General features: G+C 70.8%; 25 protein-coding genes and 1 tRNA gene. 14 read left to right on the top strand and 12 right to left on the bottom strand.

Annotated features, from left to right (window positions below; genetic code table 11):
* Nucleotides 1-18 precede the first annotated feature (18 nt).
* Nucleotides 19-1,200, top strand: a complete 1,182-nt coding sequence (locus ACZ63J_RS26645) for a PQQ-dependent sugar dehydrogenase (protein WP_465406651.1) — start codon at nt 19-21, stop codon at nt 1,198-1,200.
* On the opposite strand, the gene ACZ63J_RS26640 is transcribed toward ACZ63J_RS26645, so the two are convergent.
* Nucleotides 1,187-2,077 (bottom strand): hypothetical protein, encoded by an 891-nt coding sequence (locus ACZ63J_RS26640; protein WP_465406653.1) that lies wholly within the window; start codon nt 2,075-2,077, stop codon nt 1,187-1,189. The two genes, ACZ63J_RS26645 and ACZ63J_RS26640, sit on opposite strands and share 14 nt — an antisense overlap.
* Before the next feature lie 242 nt (nt 2,078-2,319).
* On the opposite strand from ACZ63J_RS26640, the gene ACZ63J_RS26635 reads away from it, so the two are divergent.
* From ACZ63J_RS26635 to ACZ63J_RS26625, 3 genes are all read left to right on the top strand, one after another.
* Nucleotides 2,320-2,553 carry a hypothetical protein gene (locus ACZ63J_RS26635; protein WP_465406655.1) on the top strand — a complete coding sequence of 78 codons (234 nt, stop codon included), beginning with the start codon at nt 2,320-2,322 and terminating at the stop codon, nt 2,551-2,553.
* A gap of 310 nt (nt 2,554-2,863) precedes the next feature.
* Nucleotides 2,864-3,367, top strand: coding sequence for an isochorismatase family protein (locus ACZ63J_RS26630; RefSeq protein WP_465406657.1), 504 nt, complete (start codon nt 2,864-2,866; stop codon nt 3,365-3,367).
* On the top strand, nt 3,364-3,756 hold the full coding sequence (locus tag ACZ63J_RS26625; protein ID WP_465406659.1) for an NUDIX hydrolase: 393 nt from the start codon (nt 3,364-3,366) through the stop codon (nt 3,754-3,756). The genes ACZ63J_RS26630 and ACZ63J_RS26625 overlap by 4 nt, the downstream gene beginning before the upstream one ends.
* Here ACZ63J_RS26625 and ACZ63J_RS26620 read toward each other — a convergent pair.
* From ACZ63J_RS26620 to ACZ63J_RS26610, 3 genes are all read right to left on the bottom strand, one after another.
* Nucleotides 3,749-4,153 (bottom strand): DUF6228 family protein, encoded by a 405-nt coding sequence (locus ACZ63J_RS26620; protein ID WP_465406661.1) that lies wholly within the window; start codon nt 4,151-4,153, stop codon nt 3,749-3,751. The two genes, ACZ63J_RS26625 and ACZ63J_RS26620, sit on opposite strands and share 8 nt — an antisense overlap.
* Nucleotides 4,150-4,740, bottom strand: coding sequence for a TetR family transcriptional regulator (locus ACZ63J_RS26615; RefSeq protein WP_465302778.1), 591 nt, complete (start codon nt 4,738-4,740; stop codon nt 4,150-4,152). The genes ACZ63J_RS26620 and ACZ63J_RS26615 overlap by 4 nt, the downstream gene beginning before the upstream one ends.
* 96 nt (nt 4,741-4,836) lie before the next feature.
* Nucleotides 4,837-5,802: an acyl-CoA desaturase gene (locus tag ACZ63J_RS26610; protein WP_465406663.1), complete on the bottom strand. Its 966-nt coding sequence runs from the start codon at nt 5,800-5,802 to the stop codon at nt 4,837-4,839.
* Between the two features lie 200 nt (nt 5,803-6,002).
* Here ACZ63J_RS26610 and ACZ63J_RS26605 point away from each other — a divergent pair.
* From ACZ63J_RS26605 to ACZ63J_RS26585, 5 genes are all read left to right on the top strand, one after another.
* Nucleotides 6,003-6,074: transfer RNA gene (locus ACZ63J_RS26605), tRNA-Gln, on the top strand.
* Nucleotides 6,075-6,107: 33 nt separating this feature from the next.
* On the top strand, nt 6,108-7,862 hold the full coding sequence (locus tag ACZ63J_RS26600) for a GGDEF domain-containing protein (RefSeq protein WP_465406664.1): 1,755 nt from the start codon (nt 6,108-6,110) through the stop codon (nt 7,860-7,862).
* 48 nt (nt 7,863-7,910) lie between these two features.
* Nucleotides 7,911-9,383 carry a bifunctional UDP-N-acetylglucosamine diphosphorylase/glucosamine-1-phosphate N-acetyltransferase GlmU gene (gene glmU, locus ACZ63J_RS26595; RefSeq protein WP_465406666.1) on the top strand — a complete coding sequence of 491 codons (1,473 nt, stop codon included), beginning with the start codon at nt 7,911-7,913 and terminating at the stop codon, nt 9,381-9,383.
* Nucleotides 9,380-10,360, top strand: coding sequence for a ribose-phosphate diphosphokinase (locus ACZ63J_RS26590; RefSeq protein WP_465302405.1), 981 nt, complete (start codon nt 9,380-9,382; stop codon nt 10,358-10,360). The genes glmU and ACZ63J_RS26590 overlap by 4 nt, the downstream gene beginning before the upstream one ends.
* Nucleotides 10,361-10,572: 212 nt before the next feature.
* A complete protein-coding gene (locus ACZ63J_RS26585) occupies nt 10,573-11,433 on the top strand; it encodes a TIGR03621 family F420-dependent LLM class oxidoreductase (protein WP_465406668.1) in 861 nt (286 codons plus the stop codon).
* Here ACZ63J_RS26585 and ACZ63J_RS26580 read toward each other — a convergent pair.
* Nucleotides 11,427-12,068: an NAD(P)-dependent oxidoreductase gene (locus ACZ63J_RS26580; protein WP_465406670.1), complete on the bottom strand. Its 642-nt coding sequence runs from the start codon at nt 12,066-12,068 to the stop codon at nt 11,427-11,429. The two genes, ACZ63J_RS26585 and ACZ63J_RS26580, sit on opposite strands and share 7 nt — an antisense overlap.
* 99 nt (nt 12,069-12,167) lie before the next feature.
* The gene (locus tag ACZ63J_RS26575; protein WP_465406773.1) at nt 12,168-13,262 is read right to left on the bottom strand and encodes a hypothetical protein; all 1,095 of its coding nucleotides are present in this window, start codon (nt 13,260-13,262) and stop codon (nt 12,168-12,170) included.
* Nucleotides 13,263-13,609: 347 nt separating this feature from the next.
* Here ACZ63J_RS26575 and ACZ63J_RS26570 point away from each other — a divergent pair, with 347 nt between their 5' ends.
* From ACZ63J_RS26570 to ACZ63J_RS26555, 4 genes are all read left to right on the top strand, one after another.
* Entirely contained in the window at nt 13,610-14,215 is a 606-nt protein-coding gene (locus ACZ63J_RS26570) for a 50S ribosomal protein L25/general stress protein Ctc (RefSeq protein ID WP_465406671.1), read from the top strand.
* 9 nt (nt 14,216-14,224) lie between these two features.
* On the top strand, nt 14,225-14,818 hold the full coding sequence (pth, locus tag ACZ63J_RS26565; RefSeq protein WP_465341458.1) for an aminoacyl-tRNA hydrolase: 594 nt from the start codon (nt 14,225-14,227) through the stop codon (nt 14,816-14,818).
* A 21-nt stretch (nt 14,819-14,839) separates the two neighbouring features.
* Entirely contained in the window at nt 14,840-15,154 is a 315-nt protein-coding gene (locus tag ACZ63J_RS26560; protein ID WP_465302395.1) for a DivIVA domain-containing protein, read from the top strand.
* A gap of 168 nt (nt 15,155-15,322) precedes the next feature.
* Entirely contained in the window at nt 15,323-15,679 is a 357-nt protein-coding gene (locus ACZ63J_RS26555) for a DivIVA domain-containing protein (protein WP_465406673.1), read from the top strand.
* A gap of 59 nt (nt 15,680-15,738) precedes the next feature.
* Here ACZ63J_RS26555 and ACZ63J_RS26550 read toward each other — a convergent pair whose 3' ends face one another.
* The 5 genes from ACZ63J_RS26550 to ACZ63J_RS26530 form a co-directional block, all read right to left on the bottom strand.
* Nucleotides 15,739-17,427: a fatty acyl-AMP ligase gene (locus tag ACZ63J_RS26550; protein ID WP_465406675.1), complete on the bottom strand. Its 1,689-nt coding sequence runs from the start codon at nt 17,425-17,427 to the stop codon at nt 15,739-15,741.
* A 224-nt stretch (nt 17,428-17,651) separates the two neighbouring features.
* Nucleotides 17,652-19,418, bottom strand: coding sequence for an ABC-F family ATP-binding cassette domain-containing protein (locus ACZ63J_RS26545; RefSeq protein WP_465406677.1), 1,767 nt, complete (start codon nt 19,416-19,418; stop codon nt 17,652-17,654).
* Nucleotides 19,419-19,422: 4 nt separating this feature from the next.
* On the bottom strand, nt 19,423-19,830 hold the full coding sequence (locus tag ACZ63J_RS26540; protein WP_465406679.1) for an ASCH domain-containing protein: 408 nt from the start codon (nt 19,828-19,830) through the stop codon (nt 19,423-19,425).
* Nucleotides 19,827-20,789: a 4-(cytidine 5'-diphospho)-2-C-methyl-D-erythritol kinase gene (locus ACZ63J_RS26535; RefSeq protein ID WP_465302385.1), complete on the bottom strand. Its 963-nt coding sequence runs from the start codon at nt 20,787-20,789 to the stop codon at nt 19,827-19,829. The genes ACZ63J_RS26540 and ACZ63J_RS26535 overlap by 4 nt, the downstream gene beginning before the upstream one ends.
* Before the next feature lie 9 nt (nt 20,790-20,798).
* The gene (locus ACZ63J_RS26530) at nt 20,799-21,341 is read right to left on the bottom strand and encodes a TetR/AcrR family transcriptional regulator (protein ID WP_465406681.1); all 543 of its coding nucleotides are present in this window, start codon (nt 21,339-21,341) and stop codon (nt 20,799-20,801) included.
* 104 nt (nt 21,342-21,445) lie between these two features.
* Between ACZ63J_RS26530 and ACZ63J_RS26525 the strand changes: the two genes are divergently transcribed.
* Nucleotides 21,446-22,843, top strand: a complete 1,398-nt coding sequence (locus ACZ63J_RS26525) for an MFS transporter (protein ID WP_465406683.1) — start codon at nt 21,446-21,448, stop codon at nt 22,841-22,843.
* Nucleotides 22,844-22,883: 40 nt separating this feature from the next.
* On the opposite strand, the gene ACZ63J_RS26520 is transcribed toward ACZ63J_RS26525, so the two are convergent.
* On the bottom strand, nt 22,884-23,897 hold the full coding sequence (locus ACZ63J_RS26520; RefSeq protein ID WP_465302379.1) for a methionine ABC transporter ATP-binding protein: 1,014 nt from the start codon (nt 23,895-23,897) through the stop codon (nt 22,884-22,886).
* Between the last annotated feature and the right edge of the window lie 153 nt (nt 23,898-24,050).

Raw genomic sequence — 24,050 nt, 5'->3', positions numbered from 1 at the left:
GCTGGCAGGATGGGCCGTATGCGGAGTGTGCTGGGTCTCCTCGGTGTGGTGTCCCTGCTGGTCGCGGGCTGCTCGGGGGCGGCGAGCCAGCCGGTCCAGAGCGTCCCGCCCGCGGCCACGCCGGCCGCGACGACCGGGAAGTTCAAGGTCGAGACGGTGACCGCCGGCCTGCAGCACGGCTGGGACATCGGCTTCCTGCCCGACGGCGGTTTCCTCGTGCCGCAGCGGCCCGGCAAGCTCGCGCTGGTCCGCGACGGGCGGGCGAGCGAGGTCCGCGCCGACTTCTCCGACGTCCTCGTGCAGGGTGAGGGCGGGCTGCTGGGGATGGTGCTCAGCCCGGACTTCGCGACCAGCCGCGAGTTCATCACCTGCCAGGACCACCAGGAGGGCGGCAAGGCCGTCGACGTCCGGCTGGTGACGTGGAAGCTGGCCGAGGACGGCGCGAGCGCGACCCGCGTCAAGAACCTGCTGACCGGGCTGCCGGTGAACCCGAGCGGTCGCCATTCCGGCTGCCGCCCGACGTTCGCCCCGGACGGCGCGCTGCTGGTCGGCACCGGCGACACGGCCCGCTCGACGATCGCGCAGGACCGCCACTCCCTGGGCGGCAAGGTGCTGCGGCTGGACGCGAAGACCGGGAACCCGTTGCCGGACAACCCGTTCATCACCTCGGCCGACCCGCACGAGCGGCTGATCTACACGTACGGGCACCGCAACGTCCAGGGCGTGGCGATCCGCCCGGGCAGCGGCCAGGTGATCACGGCCGAGCACGGCCCGACCTTCGACGACGAGGTCAACCTGCTGAAGCCGGGCGCGAACTACGGCTGGGACCCGTCGAAGGGCGGCACGGACTCCAGCTACGACGAGAGCGTCCCGATGACGGACCTCAAGCGCTTCCCGGACGCGGTGAGTCCACTGTGGACGTCCGGCAAGATCACCGAGGCGATCAGCGGCGACGCGTTCCTGACGGGCCCCCAGTGGGGCCCGAACGACGGCGCGCTGGTGGTGGTGGCACTGAAGGGGCAGAAGCTGCTGCTGTACCACTTGGACCCGGCGGGCAAGGTCCTGGACGTGACGCTGCCCCCGGAGTTCGACGACAAGTTCGGCCGGCTGCGGGCGGTTCGGAGCGGGCCGGATGGCGCACTGTATGTGACCACGTCGGATGGGACGGATGACAAGTTGCTGAAGGTCACGCCCGCCTGAGTGCCTCGACGCCGGTGAGCCAGTCGGCGAGGTAGTCGTGGACGGTCGCTTCGGTGCCGGGCCGGTCCACGAGGCTCGGCCCGGACTTCACCACCTGCACGAGGAATTCGTACAGCTTGGCGATCGACTCGTCGAGGCAGGAAGCGACGTGGGTCGCGTACCACTTGGTGCGCCACGTCCGGAACGCACTCATGATCAGCACGTCTCGCATCTTCAGGGAGTCGATCGCCTTCCGCAGCCGGGACAACCCGGGGGTGTCGGGCATTTGCAGGATGTGGAAGACATATAGGGCGCCGAAGCCACTCAGACCGTCGGCGACCGTGCGGGCGTAGCGAAGCTGGTCGGCGGTGCACCGCTTCAGGTCTTCGAGCGGGTCGTTGTTCGTGACGACCTTCAGGCTCGCAGCTCCCGGCATCGAAAAAAGCCGCTCGAACCCCGCGGAGAACAGGTCGGTTCCCACCTCCTCGACACCCAGCGCGGTGGCGGCGGCAACCTGGATCGTGGCCGAACGCGCTTCTTCGGCCGACTCTTCGCGTTCGGGGAGCTCGGTGTCCTCGGCGAGCGCGCGGCGGACCGCGTCCGGGTCGGACAGCCGCTCCAGCGCGCCGTGTCTTGCGACGAACTCGTCGAGGTCGCGATAGACCTCGTCACGCTCCTCCTCGGTCTTCGCCGACCGTGCGGTCCGAAGCAGCGAGTACAACGGATCGCCCTCCAAGACCCAGGTCATCGCCTCCCGGACCGCATCGTCCGGCGGCTCCGGCACCGGTGACCCGCGCAGCGCGGGCCGTCCGGCTTCGGCGAACCAGTCCACTACCGCCAGCCGCAGGTCACGACCCTGGCGGGCGTGCCGCACCAGCGCCTCGACCGTCTCGGGCACGCCCGGCGGGACCTCGGAAGTCGTCCCGGGCCCACGACCGCGGCCATGACGACCGTTGCGGGGCACCAAGCCGTGCCCGCGCCAGCGCTCCAGCTGAGCCGGAGACACCCGTACCCCTCGCGCAGCCAGCTCGTCGAGCAACGCCCGGTCGGCGATGCTCGGACCAGTTCGGACCATGCGCCACTTTAGAACCCCGCGAAGTCCTCCCGAAAAAACTCCGTTCGGCCTGGCTGACTGTCCCCATGAAGTCCACCTCGGATCGCGACCCTCGCCGGTCGCTCGCCGGGCGCCTGGTCGCGCCCGGCACGGTCGCCGTGCTGGCCGGTGACCGGCTGCTGCTCCTCCTAGCCGCTTGTGTCGTCGTCGTGGTGGTCTTCACCTTCTCCGCCGTCGCGCTGGCGTCGGTGTTCGCGCCGAAGCGGTCGATGCGGCGCTCGGCCGCGCGCACCCTCGGCCGGCTGCTGACCCCGGTATGAAAAAAGCACGCCGAGCCGGTGTCACGGACACTGTCGCCCGGCCGCCGGATCGCGGAACATGGTCGGTACCAGGAGTTTTCGCCCGCCACCGACGAGTGTTGGACGCGGTCCGAAGATAGCGTTCCCGCGGCAGCACCGCGCCGGTCCCCGAGCGCCACCGCCGACCTGGCGGTCGGGGACCGGCATTCCAAACCGTGCCTGGTTGCCGAGGTGGGCCCCGCCGCTGACGTGCACCGCCGGACCGGCGTCGTGCCCGGCGGCGGGGCCTCGCCAGAAACCGTGGACCGCGGGGTGCGCCTAGGATCGGGGCATGACCAAGATCCACCCGGCCACCTCGGCGCTCGTGCTCGTCGACCTGCAGGAGCGGATCGTGGTGCTGCCGACCACGCCGTACAGCGGCGAAGAAGTCGTCGCGAACGCGCTGCGGCTGCGGGCCGCCTTCCGCGAAGCCGGGGCGCCGGTCGTGGTCGTGCAGGTGTCGCGGCCGGACAACCCGCCGGGCAACGAGCTCGTCTTCGACGCCCAGGACGACAAGATCGTCACCAAGTACACGATCGGCGGCTTCGCGAACACCGACCTGGACGAGTACCTGCGCGGAAAGGGCGTCCGGACCGTCTACTTCGGCGGCATCGCGACGGAGTTCGGCGTCGAGTCCACCCTGCGCGCGGCGTCCGACCACGGCTACGACACGGTCGCGGTGTCGGACGCCATGACCGCGCTCGCCGAGATCTCCCACGAGAACGCGATCACCAAGATCTTCCCCCGCCTCGGCACGGTCGTGACGACCGAAGAAGCGCTGGCGGGCTTGGCATGATCGACAAGATCGCCTGGCTGCACGTCGTGGACGGCCGCATCCTCGCGACGCGCTCACGCGGCAAGGACCTGTTCTACCTGCCCGGCGGCAAGCGCGAGCCGGGCGAGACCGACGTCGAGACGCTCGTCCGCGAGATCCGCGAGGAGGTCGGCGTCGAGATCAAGCCGGAGTCGATCACCCCGGCGGGTGTCTTCGAAGGCCAGGCGCACGGCCGCGCGGAAGGCACGGTCGTGCGGACGACGTGCTACTCGGCGGAGTACGAGGGAACACCGCGGGCCTGCAGCGAGATCGAGGAGATCGACTGGCTCGGGTACGCCGACCGGCCGCGGGTTTCGCTGGTGGCGCAGCTGATCTTCGACCACCTGCACACTGCCGGCGTGCTCAAGTAGCCAGGAACTCCGTCAGGTCCGCGCTGAGGCGCCGCAGCTCTTCGCCCGCGGTCACCCCGGTCCGGACAGTGCAGGACCAGGGCCGTGTCTCGTCCCCCGCCGGTTCGAGGCCGTGCAACGTCCACGCCAGCTCGACGAAGTGGCCGTGGTGGATCGCGCGGAGTTCGAGGTCGCCGCGAAAGGACTTCCACTCCCGCTCGCCCGGCCAGCCGCGGAAGTCCCGCTCGAGACCGGCGGCGAAGGAGCCCAGACCGTCGCCGTGGAGGGTCTCCACGCTGACCGACGCCGACAACCCGGCACCCTCGGCCCGCGCCAGGAAGTACACCAGGTCGCCTTCGGACGCGTCGAGATCGGTGAGGGTCAGCGTGCCGCCGGGTCCGGAGACGAAAAAGGTCACCCGAGCAGCTTCGGCTTGTCTTCCAGATGGGACAGCCCGTTCCACGCCAGGTTCACCAGGTGCGCGGCCACTTCGTCACGCTTCGGCTTGCGCGCGTCCAGCCACCACTGGCCGGTCAGCGCGACCATCCCCACCAACGCCTGTGCGTACAACGCCGCCAGTTTCTCGTCATAACCGCGGGCCGCGAACTGCTGGGCCAGGATGTGCTCCACCTGGCTCGCGATGTCGTTCAGCACCGTCGAAAACGTGCCCGTCGAGCTCGCCACCGGTGAGTCGCGGACGAGAATCCGGAAGCCGTCGTGGGAATCCTCGACGTAGGAAAGCAAAGCGATCGCGGCCTGTTCCAGCATCACGCGGGGGTGGCCGCCGTGCAGGGTGGAAACCATGCGGTCGAGCAGCAGCTGCGTTTCGCGGTCGACGACGACCGCGTAGATGCCCTCTTTGCCGCCGAAGTGTTCGTACACCACGGGTTTCGAGACGTTGGCGCGGTGCGCGATCTCCTCGATCGACGTGCCGTCGAACCCTTTTTCCGCGAACAGCGCCCGCGCCACGTTCAGCAGCTGCTGACGGCGCTCGCTGCCCGTCATCCGGACACGGGTCACCGGGGCGGCCGGACGTGCCCCGGTGACCTGCTGCTCACGCTTCGAACGTCGTCTCCCCGCCACTCTCGGCAGCCTACGGGACTAGTGCTTCTCCGTCGTGATACGGGCCAGCCGCTGCGGCGTCGGCCAGCGCACGTCGTGCACCCAGCCGAACTTCTCGAAGATCCAGATCAGCCGCGCGGAGATGTCGATCTGGCCGCGCTTGACGCCGTGGCGCGCGGACGTCGGGTCGGCGTGGTGCAGGTTGTGCCACGACTCGCCGAAGCTGAAGATCGCCAGCGGCCAGAAGTTGGCCGAGTTGTCGCGCGCGGTGAACGGGCGGTCGCCGATCATGTGGCAGATCGAGTTGATCGACCACGTCACGTGGTGCAGCACGCAGATGCGCACCAGGCCGGCCCAGAAGAAGGCGGTGACCCCGCCCCAGACCGACCACGAGATCAGGCCGCCGGCGATGCCCGGCAGCACCAGGCTGATCAGCGCCCACAGCCAGAACAGGTCGTCGACCTTCTTGATCGCCGGGTCCTTGACCAGGTCCGGCGCGAAGCGCTCGGCATTGGTCTGGTCACGCTCGAACAGCCAGCCCATGTGCGCGTGCCAGAAGCCCTTGGCGATGGCCCACGGCGACGTGCCGAACGCCCACGGCGAGTGCGGGTCGCCGTCGCGGTCGGAGAACGCGTGGTGACGCCGGTGGTCGGCGACCCAGGTGATGACCGGGCCCTGCAGCGCGATGCTGCCGGCGATGGCCATGACCACGCGCAGCCACTTCTTGGCCTTGAACGAGCCGTGCGTGAAGTAGCGGTGGTACGACACCGTGATGCCGAGCCCGCTGATCGCGTAGAACACCACGAAGATGCCGACGTCGACCCAGCTCAGTCCCCAGCCCCAGGCGAACGGCACCGCGACGAGCAGTGCCACCAACGGCGCGATCACGCCGAAGTAGACCGAAAGCTGCACGCCGATTCCGCGTGTGCCTTCGATGACAGGTTTGGGCCCCTTGGGCGCCGGAGGCTCCCCGGTGGGCTGCGAACGGTCGAGCGTGGCCGTCATACGCTTCACTTCTTCCTGCGCGGTGCCCTGCATAGGGTCGCCTAACCTACGATGCCGTAAGTTACGGTACAGGAGGTTTCGGCGGCAGGGGAGTGCCGAAACCTCACACCGGTACTTCGGAACCGGGTACCCGGCGGACAGGCGGTAACGCATCCCGCGCGCGGGCTACACCCGATCGTCGCTATCCTGACCAGGATCGATCCGCCGTAGTGTAATCGGCAGCACTTCAGATTTTGGTTCTGACAGTTCAGGTTCGAATCCTGGCGGCGGAGCAGCAGTAGGACCGAACCCACGACACCGGGAGGTTGGCGCTGACCGAAGAGGCGACCGACCCGGTGGCGGCCAGACGGCCCGCCCTCGCCGAAATGTCCGACGCCTGGCTCGTCGGACGTGCGCGCGAGCTGATCGCCGCGGTCCAGCGACAGGAGTACACCCAGCAGCTGCAGATCGTCGAGCTGATGGACGAGCTGCTCGACGAGACCCAGCGGCGCGGCGAGCCGACGATGGTGGCGCAGCTGCTGCGCGCGTCGGCGATCGCCCGGCTGATCACCCGCGGCCTGGCCGCGGAGGCCGAGCCCCGGCTCGACGAGATGCTCGCGCACACCCGCCGGCACGGCCTCGCCCTGCTGCGGGCCGACGCGCACGCGCTGCGCGGCCGCCGGCTGGTGATCGCCGCGCAGGAGGACCCCGCGCTCACCGAGATCGCCCGCGCGCTGGCCATCCTCGACGACTCGGCGATCCCGAACCGCCAGATCGGCATTCGCGCCTGGAACCGGATGCTGTGGTCGACGCTGAACGACTGCTGGATCGTGCTCAACCAGCTCGGCGTGTACGAGGCCGCCGAGGAGGTCATCGGCCGCGCGGCCGCCGCGATCCGCGAGAGCGCGAGCCCGCACGAGATCACGCTGCAGCTGATGAACCGCGTCAAGATGCTGCTCGGCTGGGGCCTGCGGCTCGAGCGCATCGACGAGTACGACGAAAGCGCCGAGAAGTTCCGCACGGCCGCATCCATGGCCGTCGCCGCCGAGGGCCCGTTCACCGAGTCGCTGTTCCCGCGGAAGGCGAACGTCCCGGCCGTCGACCAGGTCGGCGTGCTCGCCGCGGCGCAGGCGCTGCACGGCCCGAGCGCCGACCAGATCGACCGGCTCCGGCAGCTGCACGAGGGCACCGGCTACCCGGGTGAACGCGAGATCGTCGCGATCGCGCTGGCCCGCTGCCTGGACAAGGCCGGCCGCCGCGGTGAGGCCCTCGACGTGCTGCGGTCGGCCCGGGAGTCCCTCGGTGACGACACCTCGCAGCCGTCCATGCGGCTGAACATCGCGCGTGAGCTGGCGCGGCTCGACACGAGCCCGGACTACGCGTCCGGGGCAAGCGAGTCGCTGATCGACTACGCGCGGCGGCTCGAGACCGAGATGTGGAGCCTCCGCGAGTCGCAGATCGCCACGCTGAACGCCCGCCGCGAGCACGAACGGCTGTCGGCCGAGCACGGCGCGATCACCCAGCAGGCCCTGCAGGACCCGCTCACCGGCCTGCCCAACCGGCGCGCGCTGGACGAGAAGCTGCGCCAGCTCGCGTCGTCGGCCGACGCGCAGCCGCTCGCGGTCGCGCTGGTCGACCTCGACGGCTTCAAGGGTGTCAACGACAAGCAGTCCCACGCCGAAGGTGACAACGTGTTGCGTGTTGTCGCGAGCACGCTTCGTGACGCGCTGCGCGGTGACGACCTGGTGGCGCGCTACGGCGGGGACGAGTTCATCGTCCTGCTGCCGGGCACCCCGGCGTCCGCGGCGAAGATGGCGCTCGGCCGCGCGGTGAAGTCCGTCGCGGGCCTGCCGCACCACCTTTCGCACGGCGTCACGCTGTCGATCGGGCTCGTCTCCCTGCGGCCGCAGGAGCGGGGCGAGCAGGTCCTCGCGCGCGCGGACGCGGCCATGTACCAGGCGAAACGCGGTGGTGGCAACCAGGTGGCGTCGGCCAACTCGATGGCCGCCGACCCGCAGGCCGCGTGGGCGGGCGAAGGCCTACCCACCGACCCCGCGTGGGAGCCCGAAGAGCCCAGTTAGGATCGGTGCCCGACAGAAGCCATCTTGTGGTAACCGTTGGGAGCGCCGTTGACCGGCCCGCTGAGCACGTTGATCCTCGCCGCGGGTGAGGGCACCCGCATGCGATCCGCGACCCCGAAGGTGTTGCACCCGATCGCCGGGCGGCCCCTCGTCGAGCACGCCGTCCGGGCCGCCGCCGGCCTGGACCCCGAGCACCTCGTCGTCGTTGTCGGCCACGGCCGCGAGGCCGTCGGCGCCCGGCTCGCCGAGGTCGCCACGGCCCTCGGCCGCGCGGTCGGCACCGCCGTGCAGGCCGAGCAGAAGGGCACCGGCCACGCCGTGTCCTGCGCGCTCGCGACCCTGCCCGCCGACCTCACCGGCACCGTGATCGTCAGCTACGGCGACGTCCCGCTGCTCGACACCGCGACCCTGGGCGCCCTCCTCGACGAGCACACCGAGGCGAAGAACGCCGTCACCGTGCTGACCGCGGTCGTCGAGAACCCGACGGGCTACGGCCGCATCACGCGCGACGCCGCGGGCAAGGTCACCGGGATCGTCGAGCACAAGGACGCCACCCCGGAGCAGGCGGAGATCACCGAGATCAACTCCGGCGTCTACGCCTTCGACGCCGCTGTGCTGCGCGACGGCCTTTCGCGGCTCTCGACCGACAACGCGCAGGGCGAGCTCTACCTCACCGACGTCCTGGGCATCGCGAACGGCGACGGCCTGCACGTCGGCGCGCTGGTCGTCGACGACCCGTGGCTGACCGAGGGGGTCAATGACCGCGTCCAGCTCTCGGTGCTCGGCGCCGAGCTGAACCGCCGGATCGTGCAGCGCTGGCAGCGCGAGGGCGTCACCGTCGTCGACCCGGCCTCGACCTGGATCGACGCCGGCGTGACGCTGTCGCGCGACGTCGTCATCAACCCCGGGGTGCAGCTCAAGGGCACCACGTCGGTCGGCGAGGGCACGACGCTCGGGCCGGACAGCACCCTGACGAACATGACCATCGGCGCCGGCGCCTCCGTGGTGCGGGTGCACGGCTCGGACTCGGAGCTGGGTGACGGCGTCAACGTCGGCCCGTTCACCTACCTGCGCCCCGGCACGAAGCTCGGTGAGAAGGGCAAGCTCGGCGCGTTCGTCGAGACGAAGGCCGCCGACATCGGCGCCGGCACGAAGGTGCCGCACCTGACCTACGTCGGTGACGCCACGATCGGCGAGCACAGCAACATCGGCTGCTCCAGCGTGTTCGTGAACTACGACGGCGTGAACAAGCACCGGACCGTTATCGGGTCGTATGTCCGGTTGGGCGCGGACAACACGTTCGTCGCCCCGGTGCAGGTCGGTGACGGCGCTTACAGTGGGGCGGGTGCCGTGATCCGCGAGGACGTCCCCCCGGGCACACTCGCGGTGTCGGCGCCGCCCCAGCGCAACATCGAAGGCTGGGCGATCCGGCGCCGGCCGGGTACGCCCGCGGCGGAGGCGGCCCAGGCCGCCCTCGACGCCGAGTCAGCAGCAGGAACCGACGGGGAGTCGCCAGCATGAGTCCGAAGTCAGGTACGCCGAAGAAGAACTTGATGCTCTTCTCCGGACGGGCGCACCGGGAGCTCGCGGAAGAGGTCGCCGAGCACCTCAACGTGACGATCACCCCCCAGACGGCGCACACCTTCGCCAACGGTGAGCTGTTCGTCCGGTTCGAGGAGTCCGTCCGCGGCACCGACGCCTTTGTCATCCAGGCGCACACCACGCCCATCAACGAGTACGTGATGGAGCAGCTGATCATGGTGGACGCGCTCAAGCGGGCGAGCGCGAAGCGGATCACCGTGGTGATGCCGTTCTACCCGTACGCGCGCCAGGACAAGAAGCACAAGGGCCGCGAGCCGATCTCGGCGCGGCTGATCGCGGACCTGTTCAAGACCGCGGGCGCCGACCGGATCATGACGGTCGACCTGCACACGGCGCAGATCCAGGGCTTCTTCGACGGCCCGGTCGACCACCTGATGGCGCAGTCCGTGCTGGCCGACCACATCAAGAAGACCTACGGCAACGCCGACATCACCGTCGTCTCGCCGGACTCGGGCCGCGTGCGGCTGGCCGAGAAGTGGGCGCAGCAGCTGGGTGACCGGCCGATCGCGTTCATTCACAAGACGCGCGACCCGGACAAGCCGAACCAGGCCGTGGCGAACCGCGTGGTCGGCAAGGTCGAGGGCAAGCTGTGCGTCCTGATCGACGACATGATCGACACCGGCGGCACGATCGTGAAGGCCACGGAGGCTTTGATCGACGAGGGCGCGGCGGACGTGGTCATCGCGACGACCCACGGCATCCTGTCCGACCCGGCCACTTCGCGGCTCTCGGCCTGCAAGGCGCGCGAGGTCATCGTGACGAACTCGCTGCCGATCCCGGAGGAGAAGCGGTTCCCGGGCCTGACGGTCCTGTCGATCGCCCCGATGCTGGCGGAGGCCATCCAGCAGGTCTTCGAGGACGGCTCGGTGACTTCGCTCTTCGACGGCAACGCCTGATTCCCCGGAAAGCCCGCTCTCCCACGCGGAGGGCGGGCTTTCCGCTGTCCGAAACGGACGACACGCGTACCTGACTGGACGACACGCGTACCTGAGCGGACGACACGAACCCCAGCCCGGGGCCCGGCCGTGTCGTCCGGCTGGGTATGCGAGTCGTCCGCCGGGCGCGAACTTCGCGCCCGGCGGGGGTTTCCAGGGCTAACGTCGCCGGCATGGGGAACTTCAAGTTCGGCGTCAGTCTCCGGGGCATCGGCGGCCGGGACGCGTGGATCGCCAAGTGCCGCCGGGCCGAAGAGCTCGGCTACGACGTCATCACCATTCCGGACCACCTGGGCACCGGGTCACCGGCGCCCTTCCCGGCGCTCGCCATGGCCGCCGCCGTCACCGAACGGCCTCGGCTCGGCACCCTCGTCTCCAACGTGCCCTTCTACAACCTTGCCCTCTTCGCCCGCGAAGCCTCCTCGACGGCCGCGCTGCTCGACGGGCGCCTGGACCTGGGACTCGGCGCCGGGCACATGAAGGCCGAGTTCGACAACGCCGGGCTGCCGTGGCAGAACGCCGCCGGCCGCATCGGCTACCTCGAAGAGAGCCTCGCATACCTGCGGAAACACTTCGAAGACGAGGGCATCCCCATCCCCCGGCTGCTCATCGCGGGCAACAGCGACGGCGTCCTGGACCTGGCCGCCGAGCACGCGGACGTCGTCGGCTTCGCGGGCCTGAGGCAGCAGCCCGGCAAGCCGCCCGGCACCTTCAAGCTCGACGTCGACATGGACGAGCGCGTCGCGTACTTCCGCGCCAAAGCGCACCGCGACGTCGAGTACAACATGCTGGTCCAGCACGTCGAGGTTACCGACGACCGGCGAACGGCCGCCGAGGCGTGGCACGAGAAAACTCAGCGAAGTGCTGTCGAAACCGCCGAAGACCTCCTCGACGCGCCCCAGCTGCTGCTGGGCACGGTCGAGGAGATCGCCGGACAACTGGAAACCCGCCGCGCCCGCTACGGCTTCGAATACATCACCGTCTTCGAGCCGAACCTCGAAACCTTCGCGCCGGTGCTGAAAGAACTTCAGTAAGCGACGGTGAACCGCGCGCGGCGGTGCTTCGGCTGCTCGATCTCGTCGACGTACGCGGTCGCGAAGTCATCACCGCCGATGTGCGACTTGCCGTTCTCGTCGGTCAGCAGGATGTCGCCGCCGACGCGGAACCCGCCTCGCCGCTCGCCCGGGATCCAGGCGCCGAACTCGGCGGCCGGGCTGACGTAGAACCAGTCAAGGCCCTCGGGCTGCGAGCGCAGCAGGCCGAGCACCTCGGCGTGGTTGCCGGCTTCTTCCTTGTACTCGGCCGGGAACTCCGGGGCGTCGAACAGCCGCGGGCCGCCCTCGGCGACCAGCAGGCTCGCCGCGCCGCCGACGAACGACAGCCGGACGTCGTTCTCGCGCGCGATCCGCGCCAGCGACGGCACGGCGTCGATCAGCTTCTCGCCGTCGAGCGCGCGGGCCGGCGTGGCGACGACGATGACGTCCGCGTCCTTCACGACCTGCGAGACGAACTCCTCGTCGTGCAACGAACCCTGCACCGCTTCAACACCTTCGGGCACCGTGCCGGTATTCCGCGCGACGCCGACCACCTCGTGCCCGCGCCGCAGCGCCTCGGCGCCGATCCTGCCCCCGGCGTACCCGGTCCCCCCGAAAACCACCAGCTTGGCCATGTCGTTTCTCCGTTCGAATTCGGCTGTCTCCAGCCGATGCTAGGAACGGAAGATCACCTACTTCAACGGAAGCAACGCACCCCCGGGTAGGTGTCCAGCTCAGCCGCCCAGGCCCGCGAACTCCGCCGCGACCTTCTGCTTCACCGCGTTGACGTCGAGGGCCGCGCGGACCTCCGCCGTCGCGTTCGGCTTGGACAGCACCTGGTAGCTGGCCGTGCGGTTGGGCAGCTTGAACTTGACCGTGCAGGACATCTTGATCGTCGCGTACGGCTCGGCGTCGGCCGCCGACGTGCAGGTCTGCGCGCCGAGCGAGTCGGCGCTCACCTCGACCGAGAGGTTGATGTGGACCACGCTCTTCTCGCCCGAGGCCGGGGTGCCGACCACGCTGGTGGAGACGTCGACCGTCGTCGTGCAGGAACCGACGAAGTCCTTGCAGTCGAGGGTGTCGTTCGTGACCACCGCGCTGGCCTGCACCAGGCCCTCGAACGGCTGGCCCAGCCCGCCGACGGTGTTGTCCAGGTCGGTGTGGAACGTCTTGAGCGCGTCACCGGTGATCGGGTCGACGCGGAACTCCGCGCCGTACTTCGGCCCGGCCTGCGGGTCGAGCAGCACCGGGGCGAAGCTGACGACGCGGTTCGGCTTCGCCGTCGTGACGCGCAGGACGCTCGGCGCGGCGCCGAGCTGGTAGACCTCGGTGCCGTCGGGCAGCTTCGCCTTCACCGGCTCGCTGAACCGGTCGAGCCCGGCCAGCGCCTTGCGCAGCCCGTCGGCGAGGGTCTTGGGCGCGAACCGGGCCGCCGGGTCGAAGGGCAGTTCGGAGCCGAGCGAACGCACCCAGCTCGTGCCGAACTGCGTGCCCTCGTCGATGGCGTGGGCCTTCCAGTAGTCGGCGTCGGCCTGCAGGTAGAACTGGCCGGCCGCGGCCGTCACCTGAACCACGCGGCCTTCGAGCGGGAGCCCGCCGACGGCGCTGCCGCCGCGGGTGACCCGGAACTGCTGTTCGGCGCCCTTGGTCGTCGACTTCAGCGAGAGCGCCGGCGCCTGGGCGAGCGCGGTCAGAGCGGCATCGACGGCGGCGCGCTGCTCCGCGCGGCGATCGGCCGTCTGCTGCCCGGCCGCGGAGACGCCGGCGGTGCCGGGGACCGCCACCTGGCAGCCGGCCAGCAGCCCGCCCAGCAGCAGCACCGCCGCCACCATGCTCCGTCGAGCCCGCATCTTCCCCGCCCCCTGCTCTGCCGCCACCCGAGCACACCTCGGCCGGCGAAGTCCCGCCACCGGATTTGTGTCGTCACAAACCGGGGTCCAGGAGGGTTCTAGCGTGGCGCGGGCACCCGCCGCAACCCACCGTGATGAGGTTGGTTTACACTCTTGAGGTTGTCTCGGCGAGGCGGGGCCCTTCTGGGGTGCCCGGCGTGATCGACGCGGCGGCTCGAGTAGCCCCCGTCGTCGTGCACGCCCGGAAACTCGCCGCCGAAACTTCTGAAAACACCGGCTTCCCCCCGCCGCAGCATGCTGTCTTTGATTTGAAGGAGTGCCACACCGTGTCCGAGGTACGTCTGTCCGTCGAGCCGCGCACCGAGTTCGGCAAGGGCGCCGCGCGCCGCACGCGTCGCGCCGGCAAGATCCCCGCCGTCCTGTACGGCCACGGCGCGGACCCGCGGCACTTCGCGCTGCCGGCCATCGAGTTCGCCCGCGTCGTCCGCGAGAACGGCTCCAACGCCGTCATCACGCTCGACCTCGAGGGCTCCGACGAGCTGGCGCTGACGAAGACCATCGTCGTGCACCCGCTCAAGAACTACATCGAGCACGTCGACCTGCTGGTCGTCAAGCGCGGCGAGAAGATCGTCGTCGACGTCCCGCTCGTCGTCTCCGGCACCCCCGGCCCCGGCGGCCTGGTCAACCAGGACGTCGACACCCTGACCGTCGAGGTCGAGGCGCTGCACATCCCGGAGCAGTTCGAGGTCTCGATCGAGGGCGCCGAGATCGGCACCCAGATCCTCGCCGGCCAGGTCGAGCTGCCCAAGGGCGCCACCCTGGTCACCGACCCCGAGTCGCTGGTCGCCGCCGTCAACGAGCCGCAGCGTGAAGAGGCCGACGACGAGGCCACCGCCGAGGCGGGCGAAGAGTCGGCCGAAGCCGCCGAATAACATTTCCGCATGACCGAAGACCTGCCCGGGGCCGGCGAGCTGATCCTGCTCGCCGGCCTCGGCAATCCCGGGCCCCAGTACGCCGGAAACCGGCACAACGTCGGGTTCATGGTGCTGGACGAGCTCGCCGCCCGCATCGGCGGCAAGTTCAAGACGCACAAGAGCGGCGGCGAGGTGCTCGAAGGCCGCTTGGCCGGGCGCCGCGTGGTGCTGGTGAAGCCGCGGTCGTACATGAACCTCTCCGGCGGCCCGGTGGTCGGCGCGGCCCGGTTCTACAAGGTGCCGCCGACCGGTGTGGTCGTGGTCCACGACGAGCTGGACGTCGACTTCGGCGCGCTGAAGCTGAAGTTCGGCGGCGGCGACAACGGCCACAACGGACTGCGTTCGATCACGAAGTCGCTCGGCACGCGTGACTACTACCGCGTCCGGTTCGGCATCGGCCGCCCGCCGGGCCGGCAGGACCCGGCGGACTTCGTGTTGAAGGACTTCTCGACGGTCGAGCGCAAGGAGCTCCCGTTCGAGGTGGACCGCTGCGCGGACGCGACCGAAGCGCTGGTCGGCACCGGTCTCGCGGCCGCGCAAAACGCCTTCCATGCAGGCTGACAACGGTGGTTAGGTAAGGCCATGACCCCTGACGAAGTCCGGGCGATCGCGTTCGGCAAACCCCGCTTCGGCCGGCGCGGCTACAACGAGGACGAGGTCGACGCCTTCCTCGACCTGATCGCCGAGGCGCTGGCGGGGCGCAACATCCTGACCGCCGACGACATCCACTACGTGGAGTTCACGATCATGGCGGTCGGGATGCGCAGCTACGACCAGTCCCAGGTCGATCTGTTCCTCGACGAGGCCGAGGCCGCGCTCGTGGCGCTGCGGAACCCGCAGCCGGTGGCCGAGGAGCGGCGGCCCCAGGGGCCGCGGAAGTGGTTCGGCCGGTCCTGACGGTGTGAGTCCGGCCACACAGCGCTGCGTAGTCCCGGCTCACTCACAGGCGGACGGGGGGCGCCCGTCGGGGTGAGCTTCGAGGTCGGCCCCTTCCGGGGAGCCCGTCCCCGGGCTAGGACGGTGTACGGCAGTTTCGTACCGCCCAACCCCGGAATCGGAGACTCCATGTCGTTCACCGCCGAAGACCTCGCCGAGGTCACCTTCGGTAACGCCCCGATCGGCCGCCGTGGCTACGCGAAGCACGAGGTCGACGAGTTCGTCCGGCGGATCGCCAAGACGATCACCGAGGAGGACGACCTGACCGCCGCCGAAGTGCACCACGTGATGTTCGCGAAGCCGTTGATCGGCAAGCGCGGTTACGACGAGCGCGAGGTCGACGAGTTCCTCGACCGGGTGGAGGACCAGCTCGCCGCCCGCACGGGCCACGCCCCGGACCTCCCGGGCGCCCGCTCGGCTTCGGAGGCGACGGCCGAGCGCGCGGCCCCGCCGACGATCCGCGCCGAACGCCTGCAGCAGCGCTAAGACGCGCTTTCACGTGAAAGCTCCGCCTCCAGGTGGGAGCTTTCACGTGAAAGCTCCGGTCAGGAGTCGGCGTTCTTCTTGATCTTGTCCGCGAACTGCTGCGCCGTCGCCGCGCGCTTGACCTTGCCGGACGGCGTCTTCGGCAGGCTCCCCGCCGGCAGCACCACGACCGCGTACGGCCGCATGTCGACGGCGTCGCGGACCCGGGCCGAGACCTGCTTCGTCAAGTTCTTCTCGGCCTCGGCGTCACCCGCCAGCTTCGACTCGACGACCACGGCGAAGCGCTCACGACGGCTTCCCGCGTCGAGCCGCACCGCCACGGCGTTGCCCGCGCGCACGCCCTCGACCGACGTCGCCGCGCGCTCGATGTCCGTCGGGTACAGGTTGCGGCCGCCCATGATGATGACGTCCTTGCGGCGGCCGCAGATGACGATCTGGCCGTCGACCAGGTACCCGAGGTCACCGGTGTTCAGCCAGCCGTCGGCGTCCTGCGTGGCGACCGGGCCGTCCATGGTCAGGTAGCCGGGTGTCACGGCCTCGCCGCGCAGCCGGATCTCGCCGACCTCCCGCTCGCCGAGCCGCGCACCGGCGTCGTCGACGATCTCGGCTTCGAGGCCGTCCAGCGGGCGGCCGAGCACGGCGAACGACCGGACGTTTTCGGTGCCGCGCCGCGGGTCGCCCTCGGGGACCGGGACCGCGCGGTTGCCGGCCTCCAGCGCTTCGGCCTCGACGACGTCCAGGGTGAGCCCGGTGAACAGCGGCGCGAACGACACCGCGAGCGTCGCCTCGGCCATGCCGTAGGCCGGGAACACGCACTCCGCGGGCATCTTGAACCGCGCGCCGGCGTCCACAAAGGTCTGGACGGCGGTCTCGTCGACGGGCTCGGCGCCGTTCAGCGCGATCCGCAGCTTCGAGAGGTCGTAGGCGTTGTCGTCGTCGACGCGCGCCATCCGGCGCCCGACGATGGCATACGCGAAGTTCGGCGCCGCGGTGGTCGTCCCGTGGTATTTCGTGATCAGCTCGGGCCAGATCAGCGGCCCGGACAGGAACTCGACCGGCGTGATCTTGACGAGCTCGACGCCGAAGGTCATCGGCACGGTCAGGAAGCCGACCATCCCCATGTCGTGGAAGGTCGGCAGCCAGGACACCATCACGTCGGTGTCGAAGTCGAACTCCGCGCGGTCGACCATGGCCTTGACGTTGGAGTACAGGTTCCCGTAGGTGATCCGCACGGCCTTCGGGTCGGCGGTCGAGCCGCTGGTCAGCTGCAGCAGCGCGGTCTCGCCCTCGTCGGTGGTGACGACGTCGGCGAGCGGCTCGGCGTCGGCCAGCTCGTTGATGAGCCGGAAGCCGATGCCCTTTTCGGCGAGCACGGGGGCGAGCTGGTCGAACGGCTCGCCCAGCAGGACGAGGTCCGACCCGATCATCCCGAGCACCCGCACGGTGTCTTCGGCCCACTCGGCGAGATCGGTCCGCGGAGTCGGCTGGTGCAGCATGGTGACACTGCCCCCGGCCAGCCAGACGGCCTGCACGGTCGGCGCGATCAGCACGGGCGCGGCGGCCAGCACGGCAACGGCCCCGCCCCGCTCGAACCCGCCGGCGACCAGGCCACCGGCGATCCGCCGGGCCTGTTCGTGCACCTCGGCCCAGGTCCGCCGGACCGGCTCCTTCGGCTCCCCGGTGACCATGCCCCGCTGCTGACCTCGCGCCGTCGCGGTGGCGACGAGCGTGTCCACGAACCTGCTCATGGGCGTCAGATTACTGTCTGGGTGTCAACATCCGCCGACCAAGGCGGAAACCGGGCCTCGCGGCCGGCTGTCGTGGCGGTTCTCGTCGAGGACCTCGCGGACCCGGGCGCGCAGGAGCGGGTGATACCGCCAACCTCTTCACCCTGCCACTCGATGGCCCAGCTGTCGTTCTCCGGGTACTCGAGGACGTGCGCCGGCGAGCGGGTCCCGAGGGCCGAGCACCCTCACTCCAGCAGTTCGGACGTCTCCAGCCAGCGGGCTTCGACCTCCTCGATCTCGCCCTGGACGCCCTTCAGCTCCGCGTTGAGCTCCATCAGCTTCGCCGGGTCCGTCGCGGCCTCCAGCAGCGACGCGTGGAGCTTCTGCTCCTTGCTGTGCAGCTGGTCGAGCTTGCGCTCCAGCCGGCCGAGGTCCTTCTGGGCCGCGCGCAGGTCCGCCGCCGACTTCTTCGCTTCCGCCTTCGCCGCCGTCGGGGCGGTCGCGGCCGCCGGTTCCTTGGCGACCGCCCGGCGGTTCAGGTACTCCTCGATGCCGCCCGGGAGGTGCGTGATGCGGCCGTCGCCGAAGAGGGCGACGATCGTGTCGCAGACGCGTTCGACCAGGTACCGGTCGTGCGAAACCACGACCATCGTGCCCGGCCAGCCGTCGAGGAGGTCCTCCAGCTGCTGCAGGGTGTCGATGTCCAGGTCGTTCGTCGGCTCGTCGAGCAGCAGGACGTTCGGCTCGGCCATCAGCAGCCGGCACAGCTGCAGCCGCCGCCGCTCGCCGCCGGACAGGTCGCCGACCGGGGTCCACTGGCGCGCCTGCGGGAAACCGAGCTTCTCCCCCAGCTGCGACGCCGTCATCTCCTGCTTGCCGAACACCACGCGCCCGGCCACCTGCTCGATCGCCTGCAGCACACGCAGGTCGCCGGGCAGGTCGTCGAGCTCCTGACGCAGGTGCGCGAGCGCGACCGTCTTGCCCTCGATCCGGCGGCCGGTCGAGCCCTGGACGTCGCCGCCGAGCAGCTTGAGCAGCGACGTCTTGCCCGAGCCGTTGACGCCGACCAGGCCGATCCGGTCACCCGGCCCGACCCGCCAGGTGACGTGGTCGAGCAGCGTCCGGTCGCCGACCGTGTACGTCGTGTCTTCCAGCTCCAGCACGGTTTTGCCCAAGCGCCGCTTCGCGAACGCCATCAGCTCGACGGAGTCGCGCGGCGGCGGCACGTCGGCGATCAGCGCCTCGGCCGCGTCGATGCGGTAGCGCGGCTTGGACGAGCGCGCCTGCGGGCCGCGCCGCAGCCACGCCAGCTCCTTGCGCGCCAGGTTCTGCCGCTTCTCCTCGGCCGTCGCGGCCAGGCGCGCCCGCTCGGCGCGCGCGAAGATCCAGTCGGCGTAACCACCTTCGTAACTCTCGACGCGGCCGTTGGCGACCTCCCAGGTCACACTCGCGACGGTGTCGAGGAACCACCGGTCGTGCGTGACGACCACAACCGCGATCCGCCGGGTCAGCAGGTGGTCGGCGAGCCACTGGACACCTTCGACGTCCAGGTGGTTGGTCGGTTCGTCGAGCACGACGAGGTCGAGCTCCCCGGTCAGCGCGGCGGCCAGCGAGACCCGGCGCCGCTCGCCACCGGAGAGGTTGGCGGTGGGCGTGTCGAGCCCGATCGCGGTAATGCCCAGGCCGTCCACAATGGACCGGACCCGGGCGTCGGCGGCCCATTCGTGCTCGGCGCCGTAACGTTCGAGCACCACCTCGCCGACGGTGCTGCCGTCCGGGAGCTCGGTCCGCTGCGTGACGACGGCCATCCGCAGGCCGCCGACGTGGCTCACCCGCCCGGAATCCGGCTCGGCGAGTCCGGAAAGGACTTCCAGGAGCGTGGTCTTGCCACCACCGTTGAGGCCGACAACACCGATGCGCTGCCCGGCCGCGACGCCCAATGAGACGCCGTCCAGCAGCGGCTTCACCCCGTAGGACTTGCTCACCGCCTCCAGGTTGACCAGGTTGGCCATCCGCTCAGCCGTTCCTTTCCACGATGACGAACCGCGTCGCCACAACCTGGGTCGTGTCGTCCACGGTGAATTCCGGATCTCCCAGCGCGGCACGCAGTTCGGCGCTCTGCCAGTAGTCCGTGTGGTCGGCGCGCCAGTCGGCGACGCTCGTGAAACCCTCGCCCTCGTCGAGCGCGTGCTGCAAGTCCACTTCGGACAGCGGAAGGACGCGCACCTCGGTGGTTTCGAGCACCGCGACACCTTCGCCCGCCGAGTCGATCATCAGCTCACGTTCGCCGACGACAGGCAGCTCTTCGCCGTACTTCTCGTACTCGGCGACCAGGCCGGTGGTCGACGTCTTCTCCCCGCGCAGGATCGCCGCGACCAGCTTGTCCCGCAGCGGCCCCGGAAACGCGAACTCCGCCTTCTTCATGCGTGCACCCGCGGCGGCGTGGGCCGCGGCGCGTCGTCGCCGCCGACCACCCGGGCTCCCGGGACCGGGCCGTGCGCCACCCGGACCGTGCGGCACACTCCCGCGCCCGACAGCTCGGCCGCCACCTCCACCGCCGAATGTGCGTCTTCGCAGAGGAACGCGCACGTCGGGCCCGAGCCGGAGACCGTGCCCGCCAACGCGCCCGCGTTGACGCCCGCCCGGAGCGTGCGGCGCAGGCCGGGGCGCAGCGAAACCGCCGCCGCCTGGAGGTCGTTGCCCAGCAGCAAGGCGAGCTGGCGCGGGTCGCCCGAGGCCAGCGCCTCGACGACCGGCGTGTGCGAACCGATGCGCGGCGGGTTGCCGTCCGCGCGCAGGCGGTCCAGCTCGCCGAACACCTTCGGCGTCGAAAGCCCCTCGGAGTCGAAAGCCAGCACCCAGTGGAAGGTGTGCCGCGACAGCACCGGCACCAGGTGCTCACCGCGCCCGGTGCCCAGCGCGGTGCCGCCGTAGAGCGCGAACGGGACGTCGCTGCCCAGGCCCGCCGCGATCTCGGCCAGCTCGTCACGCGTCACTTCGAGGTTCCAGAGCGAGGCCAGCCCGACCAGCGTCGCCGCCGCGTCGGCGCTGCCGCCCGCCATGCCGCCCGCGACCGGGATGCCCTTGCGCAGCACCACGCGGACCTTCGGCTCCTCGGTGCGGCCGGCGTGCGCCGCCAGCGCCTCGACCGCCCGCCAGGCCAGGTTGGTGCCGTCGGTGGGCACCGTGCCCTCACCCTCGCCGTAGATCTCCAGGCCGGGGTCGTCGGCGACCGCGACGGTCACCTCGTCGGTCAGCGAAAGCGCCTGGAACACGGTGACCAGCTCGTGGTAACCGTCGTCGCGCAGGTCGTCGACCGAAAGGTGCAGGTTGACCTTGGCCGGGACCCGGACGGTGACTGGGGGCGGAACTACGGCGAGCACGCGACCAGCCTACGTCCCCGCACCGGTCGCGCTCCGGCCAGGAGAAAGGACGTCCAGCGCGACGGCGAGCGCGACGTCCGGCGGGGTGCTCGGCTCGGCCTCGACGCTGTTGAGCTGGACGGCGACCAGGGCGAGCCGGGCCCGCAGGCCGGCCTCGGGGTCACCGGACCCGCCGCTCAGCCGCCTGTGCAGCTCGAGCATGCGCTCGGCCAGCCCGGCGCCCGCCGCGATGGCCTTCAACGCCGTCGTGTTGCGCTGCACCAGGCCCATCACCGGGCCGAAGCGGTCTTCGACCAGGGCGGCGTACGCGGTGAGCAGCTCGGCCGGCCGGGTTTCGCGCGCCAGGAGCTCGTCGAGCGCGGTGCCCCAGTCCTCGAGGAGGCTCGAGACGATGTCCTCCTTCGTGCGGAAGTGGTAGTACAGCGCGGCTTTCGTGACTTCGAGCCGCTCGGCGATCTCCCGCAGCGAGCTGCCTTCGTACCCCTGCTCGGCGAACAGCTCGAGCGCGACGCGCTGGATGCGCTCGCGGGTGTCGGTGCGCCGCCCGGCCATGCCTCACCCCTCAACTTACTTGACGGCCGACTAGCAATGACTTAGCTTGGCATTGCTTGTCGGCCGACAAGCAATGCATCCACAGCTTACCTCGGGGGTCCGTCATGACCACAGCCGCACCACCACGCACGGCGAGCCGCTGGCTCGCCCTCGGCGCGCTGGGCCTGGCCCAGCTCATGGTCGTGCTCGACACGACCGTCGTGAACATCGCCCTGCCGTCGGCCCAGCACGCGCTGGGCATGTCCGACACCGGCCGCCAGTGGACGATTTCCGCGTACACGCTGGCCTTCGGCGGCCTGCTGCTGCTCGGCGGCCGGCTCGCCGACCGGATCGGCCGCCGCACCACGCTGATGGTCGGGGTCGCCGGGTTCGCCGTCGCGTCCGCGATCGGCGGCGCCGCGCCGTCGCCGGCGTGGCTTATCGGCGCGCGGGCCGCGCAGGGCGTGTTCGCGGCGCTGCTCGCGCCGTCGACGATGTCCCTGCTGACGCTGACCTTCACCGAACCGCGTGAACGCGCGAAGGCGTTCGGGATCTTCAGCGCCATCATGATGTCCGGCTCCGCGCTCGGGCTCACCGTCGGCGGCGCGCTGACGGAGTTCCTCGACTGGCGCTGGAGCCTCTACGTCAACGTGCCGATCGCCGTGCTGGCCGGGCTGGGCGCCTGGTTCGCCGTGCCCGCGGCCGCCGCGCACCGGGAGACCAAGCTGGACTGGACCAGTGCGCTGCTCAGCTGCGGCGGGATCGTGCTGCTCGTGCACGCACTGTCCGAAGTGGCCACTGAGGGCTGGAACTCCTTGGTGGTACTGGGTTCCCTGGCGGCGTCCATTGTGCTGCTCGGACTGTTCGTGCGCCGGCAGGCCCGGCACCCGCACCCGCTGCTGCCGCTCACGGTGGTGCGCGACCGCGCCCGCGCCGTCGTGTACCTGACGATCGGGGCGGCGTCGTTCGGCGCGTTCGGGATGTTCCTGTTCCTGACCTACCAGCTGCAGGTCGTGATGGGGTACGGCGCGCTGGCCGCGGCGCTGGCGTTCCTGCCGACGCTCGGCGCGAACATGCTGACGTCCACGCAGGTGTCGAGCCGGCTGCTGGCCCGCGTCGGCCCGCGGCCGCTGCTGGCGGGCGGGCTGTTCGTGCTCGGCTGCGGGCTCCTGCTCGCCACACGGCTGACGCCGGACGCGTCGTACGTCGCGGTGATCCTGCCGATGCAGCTGCTGCTGGGGGTCGGCGCCGGGCTGAGCATGCCGGTGGTGCTGAACGTCGCGACCCGCGGGGTCGGCGCGCGTGACGCGGGCGCGGCGTCGGCGTTCGTGACGACGTCACAGCAGGTGGGGGCCTCGCTCGGGACGGCGGCGCTGAACACGATCGCCACCGCGGCGGCGGCCGGGCTGACCACGCCGGCGGCGATCGTCCACGGTTACACGACGGCCGCGGCCTGGGCGGCGGGCCTCATCGGCGCCGCGGCACTCACCGCGTTGCTGGTCCTGCCTCGCGGCACCCGCTGACCAGAGCCGCCCCCCTGCGGCGCAGGGGGGCCGCTGCAGGTCAGGCGGCCGCGACACCCTGGGGGCCGCGAGCCGTGTGCGTGACGTGGCCACCGCGCTCGGTGACCCACGCGAGGGCCGCGTCGGCGCGCTCGCCGCGGACGCCGAGGCGGAAGCGGCCGACCGGGGTGTCGCCGATCCGGGTCAGGCCGCCGCCGATGGTGGCGAACTCGACGTCGAACCGGCCCGCCGCCTCGGGCAGCAACGCGCCGACCGACGCGAAGCCGACCAGCACGACGTCGACCGAGCGGTCGTAACGCGCGCCCTGCGAGCGGGGGGTCTCGATGGCCGGCAGCAGCGCCTGCGCGGTGCGGCTGGCGGGGTTGGAGATCAGGTCGAGCACCGTGCCGCGCTCGACGACCGTGCCGTCCTCCAGCACCGCGACGTCGTCGCAGACCCGGCGGACCACCCCGGCGTCCGGCGTGGTGACCACCACGGTGACCCCCAGCTCGGACCGGGCCCGGTCGAGCACGGTGAGCACCGCGCCGGCCTCCTCCGGGTCGACACCGGCGGTCGGGTCGTCCGCGAGCAGCACGGCGGGGGCCGCCGCGAGCGCCTTCGCGACCGCGACCCGGCGTAGCTGACCGACGGACAGTTCCGAGGGGCGCTGCGCGGCGCGCGGCGTCAGGCCGACGAGGTCGAGCAGGGAGCCGACCCGGCTGCGGCGCTGCGGGCCGTCGACCCCGAGCTGCTCCAGCGGGGAGGCGATGTTGCCGGCGATGGTGCGCTCGGCGATCAGCTCCGGCTTCGAGCCGACGATCCCCAGCTGGCGGCGGATCTCCCGCAGCCGGCGGCCGTCGAGGGTGCCGGTGTTGAGGCCGTCGAGCCGGACGACACCACGGTCGGGACGCTCCTGCAGCGCGATGCAGCGGGCGAGGACGGACTTGCCCGAACCGGCGGGACCGACCACGCCGAACAGCGAGCCGGCCTGGACGTCGACGCTCACGTCGCGCAGGGCGACGACCGAGTTTCCGTTGGTGGCGAAGGATTTGGACAGGTTTTCGACGGTGATCACGAAGGCTCCAGAAAACGGGGCGCGCTCACTCGGAGGCGCCCGGCCGCATGCGAAATCCGTCCTCTATGGACGGTGCGAGAAGAAGAGGTGGACCGGCTCGGGAAAGCTCAGTTGGAGCGTCGACATGCGGTCACGGAGCGGCGGCCTTCGTCG

It is taken from the genome of Amycolatopsis sp. NPDC104863, assembly GCF_055582965.1.
Note: the sequence above shows the minus strand (reverse complement) of the source record. Positions and strands in the feature narration are given on the sequence as shown.

Coding starts and splice junctions, on each gene's coding strand:
- ACZ63J_RS26645 (WP_465406651.1), top strand. CDS start 19: ATGCGGAGTGTGCTGGGTCTCCTCGGTGTGGTGTCCCTGCTGGTCGCG.
- ACZ63J_RS26635 (WP_465406655.1), top strand. CDS start 2,320: ATGAAGTCCACCTCGGATCGCGACCCTCGCCGGTCGCTCGCCGGGCGC.
- ACZ63J_RS26630 (WP_465406657.1), top strand. CDS start 2,864: ATGACCAAGATCCACCCGGCCACCTCGGCGCTCGTGCTCGTCGACCTG.
- ACZ63J_RS26625 (WP_465406659.1), top strand. CDS start 3,364: ATGATCGACAAGATCGCCTGGCTGCACGTCGTGGACGGCCGCATCCTC.
- ACZ63J_RS26615 (WP_465302778.1), bottom strand. CDS start 4,740: ATGACGGGCAGCGAGCGCCGTCAGCAGCTGCTGAACGTGGCGCGGGCG.
- ACZ63J_RS26610 (WP_465406663.1), bottom strand. CDS start 5,802: ATGACGGCCACGCTCGACCGTTCGCAGCCCACCGGGGAGCCTCCGGCG.
- ACZ63J_RS26590 (WP_465302405.1), top strand. CDS start 9,380: ATGAGTCCGAAGTCAGGTACGCCGAAGAAGAACTTGATGCTCTTCTCC.
- ACZ63J_RS26585 (WP_465406668.1), top strand. CDS start 10,573: ATGGGGAACTTCAAGTTCGGCGTCAGTCTCCGGGGCATCGGCGGCCGG.
- ACZ63J_RS26580 (WP_465406670.1), bottom strand. CDS start 12,068: ATGGCCAAGCTGGTGGTTTTCGGGGGGACCGGGTACGCCGGGGGCAGG.
- pth (WP_465341458.1), top strand. CDS start 14,225: ATGACCGAAGACCTGCCCGGGGCCGGCGAGCTGATCCTGCTCGCCGGC.
- ACZ63J_RS26560 (WP_465302395.1), top strand. CDS start 14,840: ATGACCCCTGACGAAGTCCGGGCGATCGCGTTCGGCAAACCCCGCTTC.
- ACZ63J_RS26555 (WP_465406673.1), top strand. CDS start 15,323: ATGTCGTTCACCGCCGAAGACCTCGCCGAGGTCACCTTCGGTAACGCC.
- ACZ63J_RS26550 (WP_465406675.1), bottom strand. CDS start 17,427: ATGAGCAGGTTCGTGGACACGCTCGTCGCCACCGCGACGGCGCGAGGT.
- ACZ63J_RS26545 (WP_465406677.1), bottom strand. CDS start 19,418: ATGGCCAACCTGGTCAACCTGGAGGCGGTGAGCAAGTCCTACGGGGTG.
- ACZ63J_RS26540 (WP_465406679.1), bottom strand. CDS start 19,830: ATGAAGAAGGCGGAGTTCGCGTTTCCGGGGCCGCTGCGGGACAAGCTG.
- ACZ63J_RS26530 (WP_465406681.1), bottom strand. CDS start 21,341: ATGGCCGGGCGGCGCACCGACACCCGCGAGCGCATCCAGCGCGTCGCG.
- ACZ63J_RS26525 (WP_465406683.1), top strand. CDS start 21,446: ATGACCACAGCCGCACCACCACGCACGGCGAGCCGCTGGCTCGCCCTC.